This is a genomic window from Rhodopirellula bahusiensis (genome assembly GCF_002727185.1).
Taxonomy (GTDB): Bacteria; Planctomycetota; Planctomycetia; order Pirellulales; family Pirellulaceae; genus Rhodopirellula; species Rhodopirellula bahusiensis.
Genome location: NZ_NIZW01000007.1, coordinates 273,951 through 297,812, shown reverse-complemented (window position 1 = coordinate 297,812; position 23,862 = coordinate 273,951). Strand labels below are relative to the sequence as shown.

18 protein-coding genes are annotated in these 23,862 nt (G+C 57.6%); 9 read left to right on the top strand and 9 right to left on the bottom strand.

All coding sequences use genetic code 11. The features are described 5' to 3' along the window. Positions 1-94 precede the first annotated feature (94 nt). Positions 95-1,309 (bottom strand): argininosuccinate synthase, encoded by a 1,215-nt coding sequence (locus tag CEE69_RS10845; RefSeq protein WP_099260666.1) that lies wholly within the window; start codon positions 1,307-1,309, stop codon positions 95-97. A gap of 123 nt (positions 1,310-1,432) precedes the next feature. Between CEE69_RS10845 and larB the strand changes: the two genes are divergently transcribed. Next, entirely contained in the window at positions 1,433-2,281 is an 849-nt protein-coding gene (larB, locus tag CEE69_RS10840; RefSeq protein ID WP_099260665.1) for a nickel pincer cofactor biosynthesis protein LarB, read from the top strand. A gap of 39 nt (positions 2,282-2,320) precedes the next feature. On the opposite strand, the gene CEE69_RS10835 is transcribed toward larB, so the two are convergent. Beyond that, complete coding sequence (locus CEE69_RS10835) at positions 2,321-3,382, bottom strand: potassium channel family protein (RefSeq protein ID WP_099260664.1); 1,062 nt, start codon at positions 3,380-3,382, stop codon at positions 2,321-2,323. A gap of 184 nt (positions 3,383-3,566) precedes the next feature. On the opposite strand from CEE69_RS10835, the gene CEE69_RS10830 reads away from it, so the two are divergent. The 4 genes from CEE69_RS10830 to CEE69_RS10815 all read left to right on the top strand — a co-directional run bounded on the left by CEE69_RS10830 (position 3,567) and on the right by CEE69_RS10815 (position 7,461). Beyond that, the gene (locus CEE69_RS10830; protein ID WP_099260663.1) at positions 3,567-4,493 is read left to right on the top strand and encodes an NAD(P)H-hydrate dehydratase; all 927 of its coding nucleotides are present in this window, start codon (positions 3,567-3,569) and stop codon (positions 4,491-4,493) included. 78 nt (positions 4,494-4,571) lie between these two features. Next, entirely contained in the window at positions 4,572-5,543 is a 972-nt protein-coding gene (locus CEE69_RS10825; protein WP_099260662.1) for a bifunctional riboflavin kinase/FAD synthetase, read from the top strand. A gap of 15 nt (positions 5,544-5,558) precedes the next feature. Continuing rightward, positions 5,559-6,551: a DHH family phosphoesterase gene (locus CEE69_RS10820; protein ID WP_099260661.1), complete on the top strand. Its 993-nt coding sequence runs from the start codon at positions 5,559-5,561 to the stop codon at positions 6,549-6,551. Positions 6,552-6,615: 64 nt separating this feature from the next. Then, the gene (locus tag CEE69_RS10815; RefSeq protein ID WP_099260755.1) at positions 6,616-7,461 is read left to right on the top strand and encodes a zinc ribbon domain-containing protein; all 846 of its coding nucleotides are present in this window, start codon (positions 6,616-6,618) and stop codon (positions 7,459-7,461) included. A 93-nt stretch (positions 7,462-7,554) separates the two neighbouring features. Here the strand turns inward: CEE69_RS10815 and CEE69_RS10810 are convergent, their stop codons facing one another. Then, positions 7,555-9,426: an ATP-binding protein gene (locus CEE69_RS10810; protein ID WP_099260660.1), complete on the bottom strand. Its 1,872-nt coding sequence runs from the start codon at positions 9,424-9,426 to the stop codon at positions 7,555-7,557. Positions 9,427-9,759: 333 nt separating this feature from the next. Between CEE69_RS10810 and CEE69_RS10805 the strand changes: the two genes are divergently transcribed. Next, positions 9,760-10,563 carry a tetratricopeptide repeat protein gene (locus tag CEE69_RS10805; RefSeq protein ID WP_233215125.1) on the top strand — a complete coding sequence of 268 codons (804 nt, stop codon included), beginning with the start codon at positions 9,760-9,762 and terminating at the stop codon, positions 10,561-10,563. Positions 10,564-10,711: 148 nt separating this feature from the next. On the opposite strand, the gene rsmH is transcribed toward CEE69_RS10805, so the two are convergent. Genes rsmH through CEE69_RS10790 form a run of 3 tightly spaced genes read right to left on the bottom strand, consistent with a single transcriptional unit; the run spans position 10,712 to position 13,163 of the window. Continuing rightward, positions 10,712-11,689, bottom strand: a complete 978-nt coding sequence (gene rsmH / locus CEE69_RS10800; protein WP_099260659.1) for a 16S rRNA (cytosine(1402)-N(4))-methyltransferase RsmH — start codon at positions 11,687-11,689, stop codon at positions 10,712-10,714. Continuing rightward, positions 11,686-12,735 carry a sugar phosphate isomerase/epimerase family protein gene (locus tag CEE69_RS10795; RefSeq protein ID WP_099260658.1) on the bottom strand — a complete coding sequence of 350 codons (1,050 nt, stop codon included), beginning with the start codon at positions 12,733-12,735 and terminating at the stop codon, positions 11,686-11,688. The genes rsmH and CEE69_RS10795 overlap by 4 nt, the downstream gene beginning before the upstream one ends. 35 nt (positions 12,736-12,770) lie before the next feature. Then, positions 12,771-13,163, bottom strand: coding sequence for an acyl-CoA thioesterase (locus CEE69_RS10790; RefSeq protein WP_233215124.1), 393 nt, complete (start codon positions 13,161-13,163; stop codon positions 12,771-12,773). A gap of 234 nt (positions 13,164-13,397) precedes the next feature. Between CEE69_RS10790 and CEE69_RS10785 the strand changes: the two genes are divergently transcribed. After that, positions 13,398-16,982: a bifunctional proline dehydrogenase/L-glutamate gamma-semialdehyde dehydrogenase gene (locus CEE69_RS10785; protein ID WP_233215141.1), complete on the top strand. Its 3,585-nt coding sequence runs from the start codon at positions 13,398-13,400 to the stop codon at positions 16,980-16,982. Positions 16,983-16,989: 7 nt separating this feature from the next. Further along, positions 16,990-17,313 (top strand): DUF167 domain-containing protein, encoded by a 324-nt coding sequence (locus tag CEE69_RS10780; RefSeq protein WP_199169847.1) that lies wholly within the window; start codon positions 16,990-16,992, stop codon positions 17,311-17,313. Positions 17,314-17,873: 560 nt separating this feature from the next. Here the strand turns inward: CEE69_RS10780 and CEE69_RS10770 are convergent. From CEE69_RS10770 to CEE69_RS10760, 3 genes are all read right to left on the bottom strand, one after another. Then, positions 17,874-20,063, bottom strand: coding sequence for an amino acid permease (locus CEE69_RS10770; RefSeq protein ID WP_099260655.1), 2,190 nt, complete (start codon positions 20,061-20,063; stop codon positions 17,874-17,876). 189 nt (positions 20,064-20,252) lie between these two features. Next, complete coding sequence (gene aspS, locus CEE69_RS10765; RefSeq protein ID WP_099260654.1) at positions 20,253-22,031, bottom strand: aspartate--tRNA ligase; 1,779 nt, start codon at positions 22,029-22,031, stop codon at positions 20,253-20,255. Between the two features lie 141 nt (positions 22,032-22,172). Next, entirely contained in the window at positions 22,173-22,913 is a 741-nt protein-coding gene (locus CEE69_RS10760) for a dienelactone hydrolase family protein (RefSeq protein ID WP_099260653.1), read from the bottom strand. Positions 22,914-23,086: 173 nt separating this feature from the next. Between CEE69_RS10760 and CEE69_RS10755 the strand changes: the two genes are divergently transcribed. Then, complete coding sequence (locus CEE69_RS10755) at positions 23,087-23,824, top strand: CAP domain-containing protein (protein ID WP_099260751.1); 738 nt, start codon at positions 23,087-23,089, stop codon at positions 23,822-23,824. Positions 23,825-23,862 lie beyond the last annotated feature (38 nt).

The window sequence follows — 23,862 nt, the reverse complement described above, 5'->3', positions numbered from 1 at the left end:
GTTTCAGCGACAAAAAAACGGCGAGGGATAAACCTCGCCGTTTGCGTTGATTGATCGCGGACTCAGCCGCCGTCAAATGAATCTCGGTCGCAAATTAGAACTTGCGTGGTGAAACGCGGCCTTGGACTCGCGAAGGCAAGCCTTGGATTCGCAGGAATCCTTCGGCGTCGTCTTGGTTGTACGAGCCGCCGCCTTCCATGGTCGCGATTTCTTCGTCGTACAAGCTGTTTGGGCTGGTTCGCGAAGACACCATGATGTTGCCTTTGTAGAGCTGCAGCGTGACTTCGCCGGTGACGGGGCGCTGGGCCGTTTCGATGAACGACATCAACGCGTCCATCTTGGGTGTGTACCAGAAACCGTAGTAAACCATCTCTGCGACTTCGGGAGCCATCCGGTCGCGAAGGTGCATCAGGTCGCGATCCATCGTCAGTTGTTCGATGTACATCAACGCGTCGTACAGCACGGTCATGCCGGGTGATTCGTAGACGCCACGGCTCTTCATGCCGACAAATCGGTTTTCGACCATGTCGATCCGGCCGACACCGTTGCGGCCAGCGATATCGTTGAGTTGCTCAACCATTTCCAACGCGTTGACGGCTTTTCCGTTCAGCGTCTTGGGCACACCGGACTCAAACGTGATCGTGACTTCTTCTGCTTTGTCGGGGGCTTCTTGTGGCGAAACTCCCATTCCAAATTCGACCAACTCGACACCGTTGACGTCGAGTTCTTCCAGCTTGCCAGCTTCATAGGAAATGTGCAGGACGTTTTCGTCGCTGCTGTATGGCTTCGCGGTCGAGGCTTTGACGGGAATTCGTTTGACGTCGCAGTACTCGATCAATTCGGTTCGGCCCGGGAACGCATCGCGGAACGATTTGATCCGCCAAGGAGCGATCATCTCGATGCCTGGATCGAGAGCTTCCGCGGCCAGTTGGAAACGACATTGGTCATTGCCCTTGCCGGTTGCTCCGTGAGCGTAGGCGGTCGCGCCGACTTCGCGAGCGACTTCGAGGCAGACCTTGCTGATCAGCGGGCGAGCGATCGAGGTGCCCAGCAGATAGATTTGCTCGTACTTGGCTTGCCACGCCAACACGGGAAACGCAAAATCGCGGCACAATTCTTCGCGAACGTCGACCAGGCGAGACGATTTCGCGCCGCAGGTGCGAGCCTTCTCCATGATGGCGTCGCGGTCCTCGCAGGGTTGTCCAAGATCAACGTAGACGCAGTGGACTTCGTAGCCTTGGTCCTGGAGCCAGCCCAGAATGACGGACGTATCGAGACCACCGGAATAGGCTAGCACACAACTTTTCATCTCAGATCTGCATCCAAATGCGGGGGAATCGGCTATGTTTGAAGGTCTCGCATTTAAGTTGTCCGGTGCGAAACACGCAAGGACGGTCAGAAGGATCCTGGCCGGAAAGTCAAGCAGAACGCTATGAACCCACCCTCCAATCAACCGCCCTCCCCCGCCCTGCTTCAAATTCTGCAGGATGTCGCTTCCGGGCAAACCAACGTGGAAGCCGCGGTGGAATCCATTCAGGCCAGTTCGTTGGGAGCGTCTGCGGACATGCAAACGGTGCCCGGTGCGACCGTGGACTTGGGACGCCAGGCTCGCTGTGGTTTTGGCGAAGTGATTTACGGCGAGGGGAAATCAACGGACCTGATGACCCAAATCGTGCAAACTCAGATCGCGGTTGGTCAAGCGTGCTTGATCACACGAATCGACGCGACTGCGGCGGCTCAACTGCGGCGGGTGTTCGAGAACACCCGGTACAACCCGTCCGCTCGCACGTTGCGAATTGGTTGTGGCGACGAAAGCTTGGAACCCATCGGCGTCGAGGGCCACTCGACTCATGTCGCTGTTGTCACCGCTGGGAGCACCGATGCGCACGTGGCCGACGAAGCTGCTGAAACACTGGCTTGGATGGGAATCGCTTGCGAGCGGATCGACGACATCGGCGTTGCCGGACCGCAGCGTTTGTTGGCCGCGGTGCCTCGATTGCGATCCGCCGCCGCCATCGTGGTAGTCGCGGGAATGGAAGGTGCCCTGCCCGCCGCATTGGCCGGTCACGTGGCGACTCCCGTGATCGCGGTTCCCGCCAGCACGGGATACGGTGCCCACTTTGCTGGTCTGACGCCCTTGATGGGAATGTTGACTTCGTGTGCCGCGAACGTGGCGGTGGTCAACATCGATGCTGGATTCAAAGGCGGGTACATGGCCGGTTTGATTGCCAGCGGAATCGCTAGTGCGAAATCTGAGGCGGCTTCGTCGAAAGACGCCTGATCGGCCGGATGTTGGAAGCGTCGCGGCGGTTGATTTGAGTCAGACTTTGACGCCGCGGTAGAGCATCTCGTGCCGCTGAACTTTGTGAGCCAAACACAAGGCAGTGATGTCGTCTTGATGGCCGACCACGATCACTGTGTCCTTGGCTTTCAAGATCAAGCTGCCACTGGGGTTCATCTGAATCGGGTCATCGCCCCGCTTCACACCGACAATCAGAAATCCTCGATTGCCGCGAACTTGGATGTCGCCGAGCGGTTTGCCGACCAGGGGCGAGCTTCCGGACAGTTCCAATTCTTCCAGGCTCAACCCGATCGCGGACAGTTCTTCACTGATCCCGTGTGACAACCCATAGGATTCTAAAACGGCGGACGCGGTGGGGCGAACCAGCAACTGAGTCGCACGCATCGCACCGATCGTCGCGGCCATCACGACGTGGTTGGCACCGCAGCGAATCAGCTTTTTCTGAGCTGAGTGATTCTCCGCTCGAGAAACGATCTCGACGGTGTCGGCCAGGTCTCTCGCAGTGACGCAGATGAACGCGTTGGCGGCATCATCGGGAAGCAACGTGGCCAAACCGCGAGCGTGGTTGATGCCGGCGGACAGCAACGTGTCTTCGTCCGTGGCATTGCCGACCATCGCTAGCATGCCCGCTCGCTGAGCTAGTTCCACTCGCGATGAATTTTCGTCGATCACCACGAACGGTTGGTCGAGCTGCTGAAGTTCCTCGGCAACGCGAACTCCCATTCGTCCGAATCCGCAGACGATCGTGTGCCCGCGAAGACTGGCAATGCCTTGGCTCATTTTTCGATTCCTTAAGAGGCTTTGTAGTTCGCCGTCGACCAAAAACTGGATGAATCCACCGACCGTGTAAATCGCGGCTCCATATCCCAGCACAATGATCGCGATGGTCAGGGTCCGCAGTGCGGGTGTGTCGACTGGTTTGACTTCGCCGTAGCCGACGCCGAAGATCGTGATCACAACCATGTAAATCGCATCGCTGACTGACCATCCCATTTGGATGTAGGCAACGATCGCGATCGCGCAAATCATCAAGAACACGCCGAGGCCGAGCAGTATTCGACGAAGCGGTGTGGGCTGCATGGCGTACGGAAGTGGGCGATTAAGTGAACGGTGAGAGATGAGTGGATCGGAGAAAGCCAGTCACCTGGTGAATCTGGCTCAAGCTTTGCGGTGCAAACAGAGCACGCCGTTTGCACCTATGACTCCCGAATTGATACGTTGACCGCCACACGCATGCGACGATCGAACAACCCGCGAGCTAGAAATGCCATCCATCGTGACTCAGTCTACCAGCCCGCCGCCGCTGCGGATTCCAAGTCGTGAAGTCTCCGCACACAAAGGCAATTTTGGTCGGGTGTTATTGGTCGGTGGTTCGCGAGGCATGGCGGGGTCGATCGCATTGTCGTCGATCGCGGCCTTGCACACGGGATCGGGATTGGTGGCCGCTGCCGTCCCCGATTGCATCTTGGATTGTGTGGCTGGTTTTCATCCGGCTCTGATGACAATCGGATTGCCGGATGACGGTCAGAGGTTTTCGGATGCGGCGTGGGAATCGACGCAAGATCGCTTGTCGGCTCAAGCCGCGGTGGGGTGCGGCCCTGGGATCACGACGGGATCCGGAGGCGCGAAGATGGTGGAAGGACTGCTCGCGAAAAAAGACCTGCCGTTGGTTTTGGATGCGGACGCGCTCAATCTCATCGCCCAGCAGAATTGGTTTGCAGATGACCGGTTCGGACGAAACAAGGACGATGCCGCTTGCGTGCTGACGCCTCATCCGGGTGAGCTGCAGCGATTGACGGGAGCACCGGCGAGCGAAGTCGATGGACAACTCGAGGCCGCCACGGAGATGGCGAATCGTTTGGGGCTGACCATTGTTGTCAAAGGCGGCCCGTCACATGTGGTTTATCAGGACGGTAACGGTGAGGCTGATGTCTGGCGGAACACGACCGGCAATCCTGGCATGGCCACTGCGGGTTGCGGCGATGTTTTGACCGGAGTCGTGACGTCTTTGCTGGGACAGGGATTAAGCGGCCCCGATGCGGCCAGGTTGGGAGTTTGGATTCATGGTCGCAGCGGGGATGAAGCCGCGGCACGGTTCAGTCGCGCGGGGATGACCGCTCAACAAGTCTTGGACGCACTCATGTTGGTCGCCGACGAGATGACCGAAGCGGCAAACGAACAGGGGAGCTGACGAAATCGAGGTGAATCAGGCATACTGGCCCGCCGCCGCCTGATTTTCCTTGTTTCTCCCCTGCCCTGCCCCGACTGAATGACTTCCCTGATCCACTTGAGCGACCTTGCGGGCGACTCCGACCTGCAACAATCGCTTCAAGGAGGCGCGGTCAGCATTGGCAACTTTGATGGCGTGCATTTGGGACACCGTGCTTTGCTGGAGCGGGTTCGGCGGCAAGCCGATCGAGTCGGTGGCAAAGCGATCGCGATTGTGATGGATCCTCATCCGGCGTCGGTGTTGCGGCCTCATGGAGCGCCGCCCAGCTTGACCGCCCTGCCCCGTCGGGCGGAGCTGATGACCGATTTGGGAATCGATCATTTGCTGGTTTGTGAGGCCACTCGCGAATTTTTGAATCAGACCGCCGAAGCGTTTTTTCAGCGCCTGATCGTGGAGCAATTGTCGGCCAAGGCGATCATCGAGGGCCCCAACTTTTTCTTTGGACGCGATCGGGCTGGCAACACGACTCGCTTGAAAGAGTTGGCTGATGAACGTCAGATCGATGTTGAAATTGTGGTGCCATCCGTCCGAGACGATCGGATGGTCAGCAGCTCTCGAATCCGTGAGGCGATCGCATCCGGTGATCTTCCGCTGGCCAATCAAATGCTCGGCAGCCGGTACCGTTTGACCGGATCGGTGGCGACGGGTGAACAACGCGGGCGAACGCTCGGGTTTCCGACTGCGAACTTGGATGGCGTTCAGACGTTGCTGCCCGAACACGGTGTGTACGCGGCGCTGGCCAGCGTCGAAGGAAGTGATGAGCCGACAAACCAACCCGCTGCGGTTCACATCGGGCCCAATCCGACTTTCAACGATCGCCAAGAAACAAAAATTGAAGCGCACCTGCTCGACTACGAGGGTGATCTTTATGGCAAAATGCTGTCACTGACACTGGTGAGCCAAGTCCGCGGCGTTCAACGATTCGTTGACGCATCCGCTTTGAAACAACAATTGCAAATCGATTTGCAAACCGTTCGAGAGACGGTTTCTTCTCTGCCTTCTCGTCCTTGAAAGAAAGATCCGCTCGTGGGAGTCAATTGGAAAGCATTTGTTGACCAAATCCAGCACTACCAATCGTTTGTCTTGGTAAGCCACATTCGTCCCGATTGCGATGCACTGGGCAGTGAACTCGGAATGGCAGAAGTGCTGCGAGCGATCGGCAAAGACGTCCGAATCATCAACGCTCACCGAACCCCTGCGGCTTTGTCATTCTTGGATCCCGCTGGCAACATTGAGGTGCTGGGTGATTCGGTGGAAGCCGAAGACGTGAAGGCCGACTGCATCATGATCCTCGACACCAGTGCGTGGGCTCAGCTCGGCGACATGGGAGACGTCATCCGTGCCTCTCGCGCCGACAAGATGGTGCTCGATCATCACGTCGGTGAGGATGAACTGGATGCTCGGATGTACAAGGACTACCAGTCCGAAGCGACGGGACATTTGGTCGTTCAAGCCGCGGATGCGCTCAACGTACCGCTGACCCGAACGATGGCCACTCCGTTGTTTGCTGCGATCGCAACCGACACCGGATGGTTCCGGTTCCCAAGCGTTACCTCGGACACGTACCGAACGATCGGGCGTTTGATGGATGCGGGCGTTGTCCCCAGCGAGGTGTATGGCGACTTGTATGAACGTGACACGCTCGGGCGGTTAAAACTTCGCGGTTTGATTCTGTCCCGAACAACCACCGAAATGGACGGCACGTTGGTTTACACCTCCGTCAAAAAAGAAGACTTCGAGTTGTGCGGTGCACAGCCGAACGATACGGAAGATGCAATTAATTTGACCCTCGCCATTCGCGGCACCCAAGCCGCGGTGATTTTCGTCGGCCAAGTTCGCGGCGGGTTCAAGCTGAGCTTCCGCAGTCGCTGCGGGATGGATTGCAACGAGGTCGCTCGGCAGTTCGGCGGCGGAGGTCACAAGGCCGCCGCGGGAGCCTTCTTGGAAGGGACGCTCGATGATGTCCAGGGCCGAGTTCTCCCCGTCGTTCGAGAAGCACTCGCCGCCGCGCTGGGTTAAACTGGCGTCAGAGCCAAACTGACCGTGCATCACGTTTTCTGTGATGGACCGCGTGGGAGTTTCGATGACCGGACGTCGAATTGTATGCCCTCAATGCAGCACCACATTGCAGCTTCCCGCGACCATGGGTGCGGGAAAAGTAAAGTGCCCGAAGTGCGAACGGATGCTGGCCGTCCGGGCTCCTGCGACCGTCAGTGTGCCCGAAGAAAACCTGTTCGATAGCTTGCCCAGTTCGGGTGCATCGAACGCTTCGCCACCAAGTTCGGTTTTCCGACCCGCGGGACCCGTCACCGTTTACCAGCCACCCAAGGCCGCGAAGAAGCGTGGCGGTGGTTCAAACGCTGCTCTGAAAATCATCAGCACGATCGCCGGTGTCGGGGTGCTGAGCATCCTGATGTGTGCGGGAGGGATTTTCGCGATCGGATACTTGGGTTCGCGGCACAGTGGTTGGACGTCGGTGAAGTACAAGGGATACACGATCAACATGCCGGCGGGCGAAGATCGGCGAGACAAGTCGCAACAGTTCCCCGGCACAACGGTTCATGAGCTGACGGGCCGGCGGAAAGAAACCGGGTCTCAGTATTCATTGGTGGTGGCGAAGTTGCCCTCGGTCATTCGACAAAACATTCCCATTGAGGAGTTGTTGCGGGACATGCTGATCCGTTTGTCCAATCAATACCCGGTCACTCGATCGGGCGTGAACGGGATGGCGGGAACGATGCAATCAGGCGTGGGCGGAATCGAGGGCTCCGATTGCGAGATCTTCGTGCACAACGGAAATCTCATCGTTGCAATGTACTCGCCCTATTCCGAGATCCGTGACCTCGTCGGCGGCCAACGCGAACCAAGATCCAACGAGAGTGAGCTGGACAAGCCTTCCGAGTTCTTCGAATCATTGGAGTTCAAGTGACGGCATCTCACCCTGGCCACAATGTCTCACTCATAAATCGTCGCCTAATCAGAGTAAAGCGATTGTCCCGGGGCCACGTTCTTTCGCACTGTTCTACGCCTGGGTTTCGCTGCGAGACAGTTCGCTGATGTCAGTTCCGGTGGCGGGCAGGATCATTCGAAAACGAGCTCCGCCACTGGGTGAGTCTTCGACGGTCAGCGAGCCACCGTGTTCACGAAGGATTTTGGCGCTGACGGGCAGGCCCAACCCGGTTCCGCGAGCACCTTTCTTGGATTCAAACAGCGAGAAGATTTGTTCGCGGTCTTCTTCGGGGACGCCTTCACCGTCGTCTTCCACATCGACGATCCAGCCTTGAGCGGCATCGTAGAACGTTTTCACGACCACTGTCTTGGTCGCTGCATCGATGGCATTGGTGACCAGGTTCAACACGGCTCGGTGAATCGCTTCGCCGTCAAACTTCGCGATCGGTAGCGTCTCTTCCAGGTCGGCGGTCAATTCGATTTCGCCCTGCCCCGCCCTGCTCTGCATGAGCTCGACCACGTCGTGGACGACCTCGTTGAGGTTGCCTTCGTGCATTTCCGGTTCGCGTTCTTTCGAGAACGTCAGCATGTCGAGCACGAGGTTGCTGATTCGTTCTTGATTGCGATCGACGATCGACCATCCTCGGCGGATGGCTTCGGTGTCGTCCTTCTGTAAACCCGATTCGATCAAATAGCTGCCACCACGAACCCCTTGCAGGATGTTTTTGATGTGGTGTGACAGCGTCGCGATTGTTTGACCCATCGCAGCCAAGCGTTCGCCTTGCAGAAGCGCCGAGTAATAGAACGTGTCTTCAATCGCGAGCGCGGCTTGGTGTCCCACGGCGGTGATCAACCGCAGGTGTTCGTCGTGGAATCGCGTTGCCCCGCCCTTGCGAACAAGCTCGCCCGGCGTGGTGTAGGTGTCGACATAGAGCATGCCCACGATTTCATATCGACCTTGCAACGGAACGCAAAGGGCTTCGCGAACTCCGCCTTGAACAATTGATGCAGCGGAATCGAATCGTTCGTCGTCGAGTGCGTCGTTGGTGCGAACGCCTTGTTTGTGTTGCAGCACGTAATCCAAAATCGTATGGCTGATTTGGATGCGGTCTTGCGTTTTGGCTGATCGGTTGGGTTTGGTTCCATCGGTCGCTGAATCGCGGTCACACCTGGCCGCGGGAGTCAGCCGTTTGGACTCGGGGTCACGAAGCATGATGCATCCGCGATCGGCCTCGACCCAATCAAAAACCAATCTCAGAACACGGTCGAGCACCTCGTCCAAGTCATCGGTCCGCCCAACGGCAATCGCGGTCAGGTACATGACTTCAAGTGAACGGTCGGCATCGAGTCGGCCAATAACGGGCGGGCCGTGGAATTGGCCGGTTCGTTCTGCAGTGACCACCGACGACGCTTTGTCTTCCTCGCGAGGTGGTGCCGAACCATTTTCGATGGGCGGTGGAATTGGCGGCGGCAACACCGCTGGCGAAGACGACTTCTTTGCCGATGAGGTGCCGGTAGAGGATGAGTCACTCGGTGAGTACGGCGAGACGACCCCTTCGCGAGACAGCGACGAAACAATGTTGCTGGCGTCACCGCCGCGGACCTGTCGCACGATGTCGACGCCGTGAGCTGCATCGAGAGCCGAAACGTTGCCGGTGCCAGTGAAGATCAACAGCGTCGATCCAATCTCGACTCGGTCACCACTGGTCAGGACGTGTCGCGTGATCTTTCGATTGTTGACCAGCGTGCCGTTGCTGCTGCCTAAATCGACCAGCTCATACCGGCGTCCGGTCCCATCGCCGCGAATTTCGGCGTGACTTCTCGAGGCTTCGTTGTCGAGCAACTGCACGTTGTTGCTGGATTCACGTCCCAATCGCGTGACCGTGGGCGCGAGTTGGAAGTGTTTTCCTTGGTCACGTCCTCGAATGACGAACAACGAAGCCATACAAAAATCAACGCGGGGCGAGAACGAGTTTCACGAACGATTTCTAAGTCTAGTTCACACAAGATAACTTGCCGCGGACGGTTCTGTTTGGCTACCGTCCGCTTCGGGCCCCTTTCTATTGGGATCCGGTTCTTGTTCGTGAGGAAGCTCATTTTCTGCATGCTAGGCTCGGCGATTCCCATCGAGCGACGTTGGCCCTCACCTTGGGTGTCTCGGGGTGCGTGGATGGGGGTGTGCGCGTGCTGGATCCTTCTGCTTGGTTGTAAAACGACGGCTCCAGTTCACGTCTGGCGTCCACCGGAGTTGGCAGTCGAGCCCGCTGGAGTGGCTTTCATGGGCATTTCCGGGCCTGATGAGTGGGCCGACCCGATCGAAAAATCTTTGCTGCAGAACCAACCCACGCGTTGGCGATTGATTGCCGCGGAGCGATTGGAGAGTGAATCGTCCATTCGGCTTGTTTCAGGCTTCGAAGAAGAACCGAACGATGTGGCTGTCAGTGCAGCCGCACGCCGGGAAGGTTTGCGTTACCTCTTGCACGGTGAAATCCTGCAGGCGACGGGGCACGAGGACCGCGACGACAAAATCAGTTTGTCATGGCGATTGACTGGTCTGCAGCCCGATGCATCATCCGCAGGGATGCCGGTTTCAATCGACGAAGCCCTGATCGAACAACGCTACCCACAATTGATGAACGTTCCCGATGTGGCGGAACGAACCCGACAAGCGGCCGTGCTGGAAACGAAACGATTGCTTGCCGCCAGCGTCGATCGCCAACAAGTCACATTGGCTTCGCCGCGAATGTTGCCCGGCAGCCGAGCGGTTCGACGCGGCAACAAGCTGGCTCGATCGGGCAATTGGCCGATGGCGGAGCAAGTGTGGAACGGCGTCCTGGAGTCTCAACCTCGCAATCCGGCAGCGCTGATCAATGCGTCGATCGCGGCCGCCGCGCGACAAGATTTTTCAGCCGCCAGGGAACGGATTGCCGAGGCGGTTCGTCGATCGGCATTCTCACCAGTGAACCAATCTCTGGCCGAAGAGACCCTGGTTTGGATTGAGCTGCGTCAGCGTGACTACCACGAAGCCTTTGACCTGCCACCTCCACCGGAAGGCTGGCTCATTTCCCGAGGAAGTTTGTAGCTCGGTGGTCCCCACCGAGACACGCGGCACTCACGTTGGAGACCAACGTGTTACAGGTTGACCGTCGCCCATCGACTCCGCTCGATGGAGATCCCATCCGCCGACTTCAACACGCTGCTCTAAACCGGACGCGTCTGAACGCCTCGCGTCACTCAACTCGTTTGGCGACGCGGAGTTTCGCACTGCGGCTGCGTGGGTTTGCTTGGACTTCTTCATCGGTAGGACGCAGCGGCTTCTTCGTCAAAATCTCCCAACGCTCGTCATCTCGAAAAGCGTTTTTGACAATCCGGTCCTCGAGCGAATGAAAGCTGATGATCACGGCTCGTCCACCGGGTGCGATCCAGTCGGGAGCCGATTGCAGGGTTCGCGTGAGACCACCGAGTTCATCGTTGACCGCGATCCGCAACGCTTGAAAGGTTCGAGTGGCTGGATGGATGTCATGGTTGCGAGAACGAGGCACACAGCGGCGGCAGATCTCCACCAGCTCGCCCACTTTGGTGACCGGGTTGCGTTCTCGGGCTCGCAAGAAGATTTGTTTCGCGATGCGGCGACTGAATCGCTCTTCGCCGAATTGATAGATCGCGTCGGCGATTTCCTTTTCGCTGTGCTGTTGAAGCCAACGGTATGCCGGGACTCCATTTTCCGGATCAAAACGGAGGTCCAGTTCCGCGTCTTCGATTGTGAAGGTGAACCCTCGATTTCGGTCGGCAAGTTGATCGCTGGACAAACCCAGGTCCAGCACCAAGGCATCGGCATGCGTCAGGTCCAACGCGTCGAGTGCCTTGGGCGAGTTCTCATAGCTGCCGAGGAATAACTCGATTCGTGGATCGTCTTGGATCCAAGGTTTTTGCTCGTCACGACGGACGACCGCCGGATCGCGATCGATTGCGATCACGCGTGGTGTGCCGGAAGCGGAACCCGTGTCAGTCAGCACCTCGGCTAGCAAGCGGGTGTGTCCGCCGCCACCGTAGGTGCCATCGATGATCGTGGTGGGATTGATTTCCCGAACCCATTGAACGATCTCGTTTGGCATCACGCTGACGTGTTCTGTTTCCGCGGAGGTTACCCCCGCGGAAGATCGTTCAGAGTCTTGGTCGTTCGATTCCAAAGGTTGCGACTCTGTCACGCAGATTCCGCCTCGATTTGCGACAGCGATTTGGTGCAGTGCAACGCGGATTCAATTTGTCCGTGAATCTTCTTCAGACGCTCGGCATCTCCACCGCCGACTTCTGCGGCGACCCAGCCTTGGAACTTGATTCCGGCAAGGGCCTTTCGGACGCTGGCCCAATCGATGTCGCCTTCGGTGACGTCGGTGAAGCGACCCTTCTCGCGAGAGAAACCTTTGATGTCCAGTTTGCCGATGCGATGGCCCAGCGTCGTCACCCACTCGGCCACGTCACCGTACTTCCAGTGGTTGCCCAGATCGAATTGGACACCGATCCAAGGTGTATCGAACGAGTCGACAAAGTCGGCCAGCGGCTGAGCCGATTGGTTCTCGTCTCCGCCGTGGTCGTAAAGAAACTGATTCCAAACGTTCTCGATCAGGATCTTCACGCCAAGTTTCTCAGCCAGAGGAACGGCGCGATCGAGGGCTTCGAAGGCTCGTTGGCGAACTTCTTCGGCCGTGCCGTCTTTGCCGTGTCCGGGGACGATCAGAAACGTGTTGGCGCCCAAGTCTGCAGTCTGTTGAAGTGATTCTTCGAGCAACAGCTGAGCCTTCTTGCGAGTCGCTGCCTCGGGACTGGTGTGCGTTGTGCCCCAGTGATAACCACCCACGGTTCCGTCGATCGTCAGACCGGTTTCAGCCGATGCAGCGACCATCGCTTTGACATCCATGCCCGGCGACGTGTTGGGCTCAACACCTTCAAAGCCAACTTCTTTGGCGAGACGAAAGCGTTCGATCCAGGGGTTCGCAGCGTCAGATTTCTTGACGCGAATCATGCCCGCTTTGAGTGATTGTTTCAGGTAGCCCGTGCTGGTTGTTGTCTCGTTCGCTTCGGCTGCCCAAAGTGCCCTGCCCTGCCCCGGCAATCCATTGGCATGGTTGCTCAGAGGTGACGGACTGATTTGATGAGCCAAGTAGGCCGCGTAGCCGACGGCGGAGGTCGTTCCAAGGCGGCGAAGGAATTGGCGGCGGTTGCTGATCGATCGGGCGGGTTGGTCAGGACGCATTGGGAGGGCACCAGGAGGAAGGAGTCAAAGAAGCTTTACGTCAACAATGCTTCGGGAACACGTTGCAATTGACCGTTCTTATCAATCACCGCCAGAGTCACGGTCGCTTGCACGAGCACCTCGTCGCCGCGGCGGATCTCATATTCATGGATGATCTTGGCCGCGGTGATCTTAGCGATTCGTGTCACGATATCGATTTCATCATCATAACGTGCCGAGGCACGATAGCGACAATCGATGTGGACGACCACGACATACAGCCCTGCTTCTTCGACTTCGCGGTACCGCCCCCCCGCCGACCGAAGGAATTCAGTGCGGCCAATTTCGAAGTACCGCAAGTAATTTGAATGGTGAACCAATCCCATCGGATCACATTCGTCGTAACGGACTCGCAAACGGAACACATGTTGCGGCAATTCTGTCGTCATTGCAGGCGTCTTTGGGTCCCGGCGGAATGCCATAGAGAAATCGCTGTGAAAACAGGCGGTTGCAAGTTCAGAAAGTTTAGCCGTCAATGGTTGATAGGCGAACCTCGTGTCTCAGATCTTCGTTTCCAAAAAAAAACTCTCGTCAAGGATCGTGTCTTGAATCAGCCCGACTCAACTCCATCGTCAACTTTGCAGGGTTTTGATCCCGAACAGGATGCCGCAGCCGCGATTGAAATGGCGGCTGACCTTTTGCGAGAGTCGCGAGCATTGCAGACACCTCAAGAACGTCGCCAGCAATCCGAGCTGGATCGGATGATCGGCCACGACGCCGACAAAGCGACTTTGGTCGAAATGACGGACCAAGCCTTCCGGACACACACGCCCGCACGCGTGGCAGACCAAATGACTCACCTGCTGGATTTGCAGGGCATCCCGCGGTTCTTCAGTCCCGTCGAACAAGCCATGCTGAAAGGATTCCAGTCGTTCGGCGAGTACCTGCCTGGTGTGGCGGTGCCGTTGGTCAAAGAAAAGATGCGCCGCGAAACGGCCAATGTGATTCTGCCCGCGGAACCAGATCTATTGACTCCGCACTTGGCGTCACGTCAGCGTCACGGCGTGGCGATGAATGTGAACCTGCTCGGCGAAGCATTGTTGGGCAACGACGAGACACGCAAGCGAACGCAGTCGTTCTACGAACTCCTTCGCATGCCAGAGGTTCGGTGCATCTCGGTCAAGCTCACCACGCTCTACAGCCAAGTGTCACCGCTGGCACGAGACCACACGATCCGGATGGTCTCTGATCGACTGGAGCGTTTGTATCGCAACGCCAACCACATGGACGACGGTTCCAAGGCGAAAGACAAGTTCGTTTACTTGGACATGGAAGAGTACAGTGATCTTTACCTGACCGCGGATGTGCTACGCGAGACTTTGGAACGCGAGGATTTGGATTCCGTCCAAGCCGGCATCGCATTGCAAGCCTACGTGCCTGATTCATGCTTGGTGATGCGAGACCTGATCGAGTGGTCGACGAAACGGGTTGCCGCCGGTGGGGCACCGCTGACGATTCGGTTGGTCAAAGGTGCCAACCTCGAAATGGAACGCGTGCATGCATCCGTCGGTGGATGGCCGCTGGCGCCTTACACGAACAAGCACGACACCGATGCCAATTTCAAACGGATGCTGCGGGAGTTGATCACGGCCGCGGCGGCTGGAAACATTCGCGTCGGTGTCGCATCGCACAATCTGTTTGATGTGGCACTCGCCATGATGTGGACCCAGCGATTGGGTGCATCTGATGCGGTCCAGTTTGAAATGCTGGAGGGAATGGCGAATCATCAACGTCGCGCGTTGACTGAACGCGATGCCGCGATGTTGTTGTACGCACCCGCTTGTACAAAATCTGACTTCTTGCATGCGATCACGTATTTGATTCGCCGCCTGGATGAAAACACCGGTGCCGAGAACTTTTTGCGTCACGCGTATCGATTGCAGCCCGACACACCCGACTTTGAGTTGTTGGCAGGTCGCTTCAAGGACGCGCTGCTGGATTGCAACAAGGTTTCGGCGCAGCCTCGGCGAACACAAGACCGGCACCAAATTCCTGTGCAACCTCCGGTCGCGGAGCACTGGACGAAGTTTGTCAACGAACCGGACACGGATTGGTCTTTGCCGCACAATTCGAAGTGGGCGCAAGAGACTTTGGATCGTTGGAAACCATTGTGTGACGACCAAGCGACCCAAGTGATGCCGGTGTTGGTTGGTTTGCCCAACGCGGACGGGCTCGATGGAGACGATCGTGTATCGCCGGAGTGGTTCACAACCGACGATGTTTCCAGGCCGGGTGTGGTGACGTGCCGCTACAAGAAGGCGACGTCGCCAGCGGTGGAATCGGCCGTTCGAGCTTCCAGTGAGTCAACCTGGGCGGCGGATCTCTCCGTCGACGAACGCCTTGCCGTGCTTCGTGCGGTTGCGCAATTGGCTCGCGAAAGACGCGGAGATTGGATCGGCAGCATGGTCGCGGGTGCTGGCAAAACGGTTGCCGAAGCGGATCCCGAAGTCAGCGAGGCGATCGACTTCTTGGAGTTCTATCCGCTGACGATGAAAGCCTGGGACGAGTGCGAGGGAATCCAGTGCGAGCCACGCGGCGTCGTCGCCGTCATCACGCCATGGAACTTCCCGTTGGCAATTGCCTGTGGCGGTATCGCTGCGGCCATCGCAGCGGGCAACCCGGTGGTCGTGAAACCATCGATGCAAACGTTGTTGCCAGCTTGGTTGATGTGCCAGGCATTCTGGGACGCGGGAGTTCCTCGCGACGCATTGCAGTTCGTGATCTGTGACGACGAAGTCGCGGAGGAGTGGTTGGTGAAAAACCCGATTGTGGACACTGTGATCTTGACCGGTGGCACATCGACCGCGAAACGCATGTTGGACGTGCGACCGGATCTGCACTTGTTGGCGGAGACCGGCGGCAAAAATGTGACGATCGTGACCGCGATGGCGGATCGCGATTTGGCGATCAAGCACGTGCTGCACTCCGCGTTTGGGCACAGCGGACAAAAATGCAGTGCCACGTCGCTGTTGTTGCTCGAAAACGAAGTCTTCGACGATCCCGAGTTTCGCGAAATTTTGGCGGATGCCGTGCGCAGTCTGCCAGTGGGATCCGCTTGGGATTTGCACACACGCGTGACCCCGTTGGTCGATCCGCCAACCGACAAACTGCGACGCGGTTTGCAAGAGCTCGAGGGTGGTGAATCTTGGTTGGTGATGTCCGAGCATATCGACGGCAACCCAACGCTGTATCGACCGGGCGTGAAGTGGGATGTTCAACCGGGCAGCTTCACTCACACGACCGAGTTGTTTGGGCCGGTGATGGGCGTGATGCGTTTCGGTCGACTGGAAGAAGCAATCGAGATTGTGCGTTCGACCGGCTATGGGTTGACCAGCGGCTTGGAAAGTTTGGACGATCGCGAAATCAAGCTCTGGCGAGAATCGATCCCCGCTGGCAACCTGTACATCAACCGTCCGACGACCGGTGCGATCGTGTTGCGACAACCATTCGGCGGCGTCGGTCTTTCCGCGTACGGACCTGGGATCAAAGCTGGCGGGCCCAATTACGTGTTGGCTCTTTCGCGTGTCACGCACGTCAAAGACTGGCAACCGTCCACGGATGAAGTGGACGCTTCGCACGATCAGCTCGATCGCATGCGAGATTGGATTGAGCGCGGTCGATATTCGGACGAGATGCTGGGCGAAGATCAGAAGTTCCGAATGGAACGTGCGATCACCTCGCAAGAGATCGCCAACGAAACAGATTTTGCATTGGAACACGACACCTATCAGTTGGTCGGCCAGGACAACATTCGTCGCTATCGATCTGTGGATGGCATGACCATTCGAATTGAGAAAGGCGACAGCATTGTTGATGCGATCGTGGCAATTTCTGCTGCGGTTTGCGTCGGCACTCAGTTCACGCTTTCGTTGTCGTCGGAGCTGGATCGGTCGAAGTTGGCGATGCTCGAAACAACCGCTGATTGGTTGCCCGGTTTAATCGATCCCATCGAAGAATCAGTCGAACTACTGGTCGAGCGAGTGGAAGCGGGCGGTGTCAGCCGGATGCGAACCCTGACTCCCGCGAGAGAATCGATTCGTCGAGCTTGCGGGCGAAACTTCATCACGGTCATTGATGAACCGGTTGTGGATCATGGTCGCATCGAATGTCTGCGGTACTTGAACGAGCAATCGATCTCGCACGACTACCACCGCTATGGCAACTTGGGGCGTCGCTCCGCAGCGTTGTCGAAACCCGCGGAGGAATGAAAAGCGGATGAGTGAACCGAGCGTCGCACTGGACCGACAGCGCGAAGGATTGACATGGAAGTTTCGCGTGCGGGTCACTCCCAAAGCCAAGAAGGCTTCGGTGGGTGGGCTTCATGATGGAGCGTTGAAGGTTTCTGTTCACGCGGTGCCTGAAGATGGCAAAGCCAACAAGGCCGTCATTGCTTCGCTCGCGGAATGGTTCGGCGTCAGCAAAAGCTGTGTCGCAATCACCGCCGGCGAAACCTCTCGGCTGAAGACGGTCCGGGTGGACTTCAAATCACATGAAGAGATGGATGATGCCGACGCAAAGCTGAAAAAAAAGTTGTCGTGATTTCGCGAAGGTGTTTCCTGCCTCGCACAGCGCGGAATCGGGGCTCCCGTCCGGTTCTGAATCTTTCTAGGCTGGTTTGTTGGTAGCACCTGTAGCCGACGGAGGCTCTCCGTCGGCATGAGCGCAACCAATCGCAGCAAGCGATTGGGCTCCCCAGCAGGTAGGTCGTGCAGTTTTGGAGTGCCGTGCTCGCAAGGTTGAAATCACCCTCCCGAACGCAGTTGGGGAAGGTCGGAATGCGAGCGTTCAGCGAGAATTCCGGGGAGGGAAGTGCGCGCCGTTTCCCATGCTCGGCCCTCACCCTCGCGTACGCCTGAACGGCGTCGCTCGACCTCTCCCCAAACTTTGTTTCGGGAGAGGTACGCCGTGTGTAGATCCGCCGAAAAGCGGCACTTAAAAACTGCACGACCTCCAGGTACGAGACAATGAGCTTGCCGATGTCTGTTGTACGTGACTTGCCAGCGTCTTTCTGCTCGGATGGGATTGCTGTGTCGACCCTTCGGGCCTCGGTGAGCGGAACGATGCTGATTGACGCCATGACACCTCGGCTCTTTCGTTCTTTAGCCGCGGCGGCTGATGATGATCACGGGGCAATTGGATTCCATTGCCACTTTTCGTGTGAAGTCGCCAAACAGCTTGCGTCGAGGGCCAAGACGTTGGGCACCGAGAATAACCAATCCTGCATCGCCCGCTCGGTCAGCGATGGTCTTGATCGGATCGTTGCTCAGCACCACTTCGCGTTCGCAAACCCGACCCGCGTTGACTCGAGTTGTTCGATCCAATTCCTTGCGAATGCGTTTTTGATCGGCACGAAGCGTGTCGGTCGGAATCACTCGTAGGAATTTGACTTGCCGCTGTTGTTCTCGAGACAGACTGCTGAGCAACCGGGTGAGCAAGTAGTCGTGGCCACCTCGTCCGCCGACTGGGACCAGGATTTGTTCGCTTTGGTCGAGTTGCCAATCTTTCGGTGCTCGCAGCACAACGACGTCGCAGGACAGTTGTCCCAGCAATCCTTCCAGTGGAGTATCGCGTGCCTCCGGAGTGATCTCGCTCAATCCAAGCAACACCGATCGGCATTGGTGCAGTTTGGCCGCTCGAGCAATCTCTTCCAGGGGCTCGGCTGAAACAGTGGTCAACGTTTCGCATCGAACGCCGAGGCTTGCCGACGCATGCAGGACCTCGGTCATCACCGCATGGAGTTGCGCCGAGGGGCGGTGGTTGACCCGCGGATCCCAATCGTCAGGTGCAACGACCACGGTTTGAACCAACACGCGTCCAAGAGCAGCGGGGACCAAGGTGTCGGCCAAGGCAATCATCGCACGAGCATTGTTCGGATTCGCGATCGGCACCAACACCAACGGCGAGTTGCCACGCAGAAGTGATAACTCGGGATTGGTGGCCATGTTCGACACGTCGGTCAAACGGGCTCGTCGCGCAAAGAGCGACAAGAACAGAACGCCGCCAATCGCGATCCACATGACCGCAATGATTCCAGCTTCGGGAACCGCGATGCCTTGGAAAATCGCCAAGGCCAAGCATGCCAGTCCGCCAATCACGGGCACGACAGGATAGGCGGGAACTCGAAACGGGGGCGGAACACTGACGCTGCGTTGTCGAACCAAAATGGCCAACCAGTGGGCGATCGCAAACGTCACCAAAAATATCAAACTCGACGCGGCACCCGCGGCAGCGACATCGGGCAAAAGTTGAATCAGCAAACACACCAAGCCGGTCGTCACCAGCACCGAAACCCAAGGCGAACCTGAACCAGCGGCGATGCGACTGAGTGCGGTTGGCAAAGTGTTGTCACGTGACATCGCCAAAGCAATTCGCGATGCCGCGAAAAGGTTGGCTTGCAGAGCCGAGAACATCGAGAGAACCGCGGCGATCAAGACCAACCAATATCCCGAGGTGCCGAGGTAGTGACGTGCCGCCAACGCGACCACGGCTTCGGGATCCGAAGCCGCGAGTTCACGGATGCTTTGTGATTCATCCGTGCCAACCGTGGTCAGCACGAATAGCAACGGCAAGTAGATCAACAATGCGATCACCAGCGACAGCAGCATCGCTCGCGGGATGTTCTTGGTCGGCTCACGGACCTCGCCACCGACCGCGGCGATCAAGTCAAATCCTTGTAGTGCAATGAAACTGTATCCCATCGCTTGGACCAATCCGCCCCAACCCGATGCGAGAAACGGACGCAATTCCTGAGTGGTTTTGGAGGCCGGTTGGCCCGTCAACGCCCAGAATCCGCCGACGATCAAGACGGTGAAGACCGCGACCTTGGCAACGTTGATCCAGGCACCACCTCCGGAGGAACGAAACGTCATCATCGCACCGATGCCAACGGTCGTGGCGAGGGCAACCGCGAGGACGCTCCATGATTCTTCCAGCCAATGTGGCACGGAGCCCTGCGTCGCGTACAGTTCGCTGAGAAGCAGCGTCGCAAAACTGCCGAAGCCGATTGCGTAAAGAACCGCGGCGACGATGGAGGCAAACCAAACGACCCAGCCCACTGTGAATGCGGATTCGACTGAAAGGACTTTGCGGCTGAAGGTGTAAGTGCCGCCGGACTCGGGGAACTTGGATGCCATCTCGGCGAAGCTGAGAGCGGTCAAAACCGCGATCACGCCGTTCAGGCCAAACGCAAGAATTGCCGAAGGACCTGTGGTCGCGAATGCGACTCCGGCCAATGCGAGGATCCCGCCACCCACGATCGCGCCGACGCCGACGCTGGTGGCTCCAAACAAACCGAGGTGGCGATTAGCGGCGATGATGCAATCCGGCGATGGAAATGAGATTCAATCGGCGAGATCGGGCGGCGATAAACGAACGAGTGCCCTGCCCTGCTCCGACCTCGCATCAACCGATGTTTGTAGCAAGTATCGGTTGATTGACCAACGAGGTGAGCTGGGGACCGGATCCACCTGAACCGGCGATCAAGTCTTTGCGGATACCGTTCGCAGGTGCAGTTCGTTGAGTTGATCCGAGTCCACTTCGCCAGGTGCACCGGTCATCATGTCTGCGGCCTTTTGCGTTTTGGGGAACGCGATCACTTCGCGAATGTTTTCCAATCCGGCGAACAGCATCACCCAGCGGTCAACGCCCAAGGCGATCCCGCCGTGAGGGGGAGCACCAAAACGCAACGCGTCGAGCAGGAAGCCGAAACGATCGCGGGCGGTTTCTTCGTCCATGCCCAGCAGTTCAAAGACTTGCGATTGAACTTTGCTGTCATGGATCCGGATGGTTCCGCCGCCGGCTTCCGATCCGTTGATGACCAAGTCATAGGCTTGGGCGCGGCACTTCTCAGGCGACTCGGTCAGCAGTGGCAGGTCTTCTTCGAGTGGAGCGGTGAAGGGGTGGTGCATGGCAACGTAGCGGCCGGCCTCTTCGTCCTTCTCGAACATCGGAAACTCGGTCACCCAGCTGCAGTTCAGCTCACCATCTTCGTAGAGTTTCAGTTCCACGGCCAAGCGTTTGCGAAGACCCGACAGGCCTTTGCAGGTGACTTCCCAAGTGTCGGCCAAGAACATCAGCAAGTCACCGGGTTCGCCGCCCATCAACTCTTTGATCTCCGCCAAGTGTTCCGGATCAAAATTCTTTGCGATCGGGCTCCAAAGCGTTCCGTCATCTTCGACGCGGAACCAAGCCAATCCCTTGGCACCAAAGTCTTGTTGAACAAACGCGGTCAGCTCGTCGATTTGGCGACGCGAGAATTTGAGGGCGGAGTCTTTGACGTTGATTCCGCGAACGAAGTTGCCGGCGTCGGCGGTTCCGCGGAAGACTCGGAAGTCGGTCTTGGCAGCCACCGAGGTGACGTCGACGATTTCCAAACCGAAACGCAAATCGGGCGCGTCGGAACCAAAGCGTCGCATGGCGTCCGCATAAGTCATGCGAGGCAGTGGCAGCGAAATGTCTTTGCCCAACACTTGCTTTGCGGTTTTGGCGACCAAGCCGTCGATCAATCCGATGATGTCTTCCGAGTCGACAAACGACATTTCCAAGTCGAGCTGCGTGAACTCGGGCTGGCGGTCGGCTCGCAAGTCTTCGTCGCGGAAACACTTGGCGACTTGGATGTAGCGGTCAAAACCGGCGACCATCAAGATTTGTTTGTAGAGCTGTGGCGATTGAGGCAACGCGTAGAAGTTGCTCGGATGCACACGGCTGGGCACCAAGTAATCGCGAGCTCCTTCGGGCGTGCTGCGGCCGAGGATCGGTGTTTCGACGTCGATGAAATCGTGCTCGGCGAAGTAGTCTCGCATGCACTTGATGATTTCGCTGCGACGGATCAGAGCCTGCTGCATTTCTTTGCGGCGAAGGTCCAGGAAGCGATACTTCAGACGCAAGTCTTCGCCGGGCAAATCGGATTGGCCGGGGGTGAAGGGGGGCGTTTCGGAGGCCGAGAGGATTTCGAAATGCTCGCTGCGTACTTCGATTTCGCCGGTCTCAAGTTTCGCGTTGGTTTTGCCTTCCAAGCGATCTGCTACCACGCCACGGATCAAGATCACGCTTTCGTTGGGCACGTGGCCCGCTTGCTTGATCAGTGATTCGCCTGCTTCTGGTGGCCCGATGACGACCTGGGTCAGTCCGTATCGATCTCGCAAATCGATGAAAACCGCTCCGCCGTGGTCTCGTTTACTGTCCACCCATCCGCACAGGGTCACGGGGGAGCCAACGTCAGATTTGCGAAGCGCGCCGCAGGTGTGGGTTCGTAACACGGGTCGAAATCAAAGGGTTCGAGGGGAAAAAGCAACGAAACGGCCCATCAAAGGCTGATGGATGGTTTCGATATTCGCGAAAATGAACCGCAAAGGATACGCGATCCTCGCTCTTTCGTAAGTGGGACGATTCTCCGCACGCTACCGCAGATGACGGTTGAGGTGCTGACAGGCCATCGAGTTGAGCAGCAATGCGATTTCGGGGTCGTAGCGATGCCCTTCGTCTCGCATGAAGGCGTGCTCGCCATTGAACTCATGCCACGAGAAGCTGACGTTTGCCGCGGACATGGCGTCGTAGATCATCCGGCGGCCTTCGGCGGGGATGTGAGGGTCTTGGCGTCCCCAGATCATCATCATCTCAGCCTGAATCTCGGGGATGCGATCGAGGCTGTTGTCATTCATGCCTTTGCCGAGACTTCGCTTGTGGATGTCGGTGGCGTAGAAACACACGCCAGCCCGAACCTCTTTGTTCATCGCGGCGCGAAACGCCAGGTGGCCGCCCAGGCAGATGCCGACGGATCCGACTTTTCCCGTGCAGCCCTCATCGTCAACGAAGAAGTCGATGACGGATCGTGCGTCGGCGTCGTAGGCGGAGATCACTTTTTCGATCTTCAGATTGTTTCCGCGATCGGTGCCCTCTTTGTCATAAGCGAAGGATTCGCCCAATTCGGTGTACTCGTGATAGACATCGGGAACAGCTACCAGCAAACCATGTCCCGCCAGCACCGCCGCCGTCCGAGCGATCGGCGCCGTCATTTGATAAATCTCGCTGTAGAGAATCACGCCGGGATAGCGGCCGGGACCGTCCGGGCGGAACAGATGCGTCCGCATTGGACCGGTGGGCGTGTCGAGATCAACGAAGGAGGGAGCTTGAATTCGCATGTTGATGTGGGTGGTGTGTCAAATCAGTGATTGGCGAGCCAAACGTTCGCGGCGGGCTGAGATTGCGACACGTTTTACCAACTTGATGAAGATCGTGGTGAAATGGGCATGATGATTGCATCGGCCACTTCAAGCAGTTTGGCGTTTCAGTTCTTCGTGAAGGAGTGGTGGTTGTGCGTGGATGGCTCGTATTGGGACAGTTGTTGTTGGTCGCTCCGTTGATGGCGCAGGAGGAAGCGAGGACCGTTGAGGCCGAGTCCAAGGACAATGGCCAACTGGTCACACAAGTTGAGGAAGCGATCGTCAAGCAGATCAACGACTACCGCGAAAAGAAGGAGCTTCGTCGGTTGGAGCTAGACGACGAGCTGCAGGCCACCGCGAAAAAATTCGCGGCGTTCATGGCTGAGTCAGGCAAGTATGGCCATCACGCTGATGGGAAGACGCCGGCTCAGCGAGCCAAGGAGGCCGGTTATGAGTACTGCGTCGTGAGAGAAAACATTGCCTATCGAACCAACACTGGCGAAGTCACCGCGGAGAGTTTGATTGACATCTTCGTGCAGGGATGGATCGACTCGCCGCCGCACCACGAGAACATCGTGGCCAAGCACATCACGCAAACGGGTGTGGCTGTCGCAACGACGGATCAAACGACTTACTACGCCGTCCATTTGTTCGGCCGGCCCAAGTCCGCTCAGATCGAGATCTCGGTGTTGAACCGGTCCGGCAAGGCCAAAACCTTGTCAATCGAAACCAACGAGAGTGTCGATGATTTCGAGATGCCACCTCGGACCACCGTGAGCATGAAACGCTGTTTTCCAACGACATTCCGAGTCGATGGATTGGATGCAAAAACGGTGGACGAATCGATGGAACTGATTCTGACCAAGGACGGCTGGGAAGTGGCTGAGTGAAGCTCCGCCCTGCCCTGCCCCGATCCGATTTTCAGGAT

Excerpts from the sequence above, each read along its gene's own strand:
- CEE69_RS10815 (WP_099260755.1), top strand. The coding sequence starts at position 6,616 with ATGACCGGACGTCGAATTGTATGCCCTCAATGCAGCACCACATTGCAG.
- CEE69_RS10790 (WP_233215124.1), bottom strand. The coding sequence starts at position 13,163 with ATGACGACAGAATTGCCGCAACATGTGTTCCGTTTGCGAGTCCGTTAC.
- CEE69_RS10845 (WP_099260666.1), bottom strand. The coding sequence starts at position 1,309 with ATGAAAAGTTGTGTGCTAGCCTATTCCGGTGGTCTCGATACGTCCGTC.
- CEE69_RS10805 (WP_233215125.1), top strand. The coding sequence starts at position 9,760 with ATGGGCATTTCCGGGCCTGATGAGTGGGCCGACCCGATCGAAAAATCT.
- CEE69_RS10780 (WP_199169847.1), top strand. The coding sequence starts at position 16,990 with ATGAGTGAACCGAGCGTCGCACTGGACCGACAGCGCGAAGGATTGACA.
- CEE69_RS10795 (WP_099260658.1), bottom strand. The coding sequence starts at position 12,735 with ATGCGTCCTGACCAACCCGCCCGATCGATCAGCAACCGCCGCCAATTC.
- larB (WP_099260665.1), top strand. The coding sequence starts at position 1,433 with ATGAACCCACCCTCCAATCAACCGCCCTCCCCCGCCCTGCTTCAAATT.
- CEE69_RS10760 (WP_099260653.1), bottom strand. The coding sequence starts at position 22,913 with ATGCGAATTCAAGCTCCCTCCTTCGTTGATCTCGACACGCCCACCGGT.
- CEE69_RS10810 (WP_099260660.1), bottom strand. The coding sequence starts at position 9,426 with ATGGCTTCGTTGTTCGTCATTCGAGGACGTGACCAAGGAAAACACTTC.
- CEE69_RS10835 (WP_099260664.1), bottom strand. The coding sequence starts at position 3,382 with ATGCAGCCCACACCGCTTCGTCGAATACTGCTCGGCCTCGGCGTGTTC.
- CEE69_RS10830 (WP_099260663.1), top strand. The coding sequence starts at position 3,567 with ATGCCATCCATCGTGACTCAGTCTACCAGCCCGCCGCCGCTGCGGATT.
- CEE69_RS10785 (WP_233215141.1), top strand. The coding sequence starts at position 13,398 with ATGGCGGCTGACCTTTTGCGAGAGTCGCGAGCATTGCAGACACCTCAA.
- CEE69_RS10825 (WP_099260662.1), top strand. The coding sequence starts at position 4,572 with ATGACTTCCCTGATCCACTTGAGCGACCTTGCGGGCGACTCCGACCTG.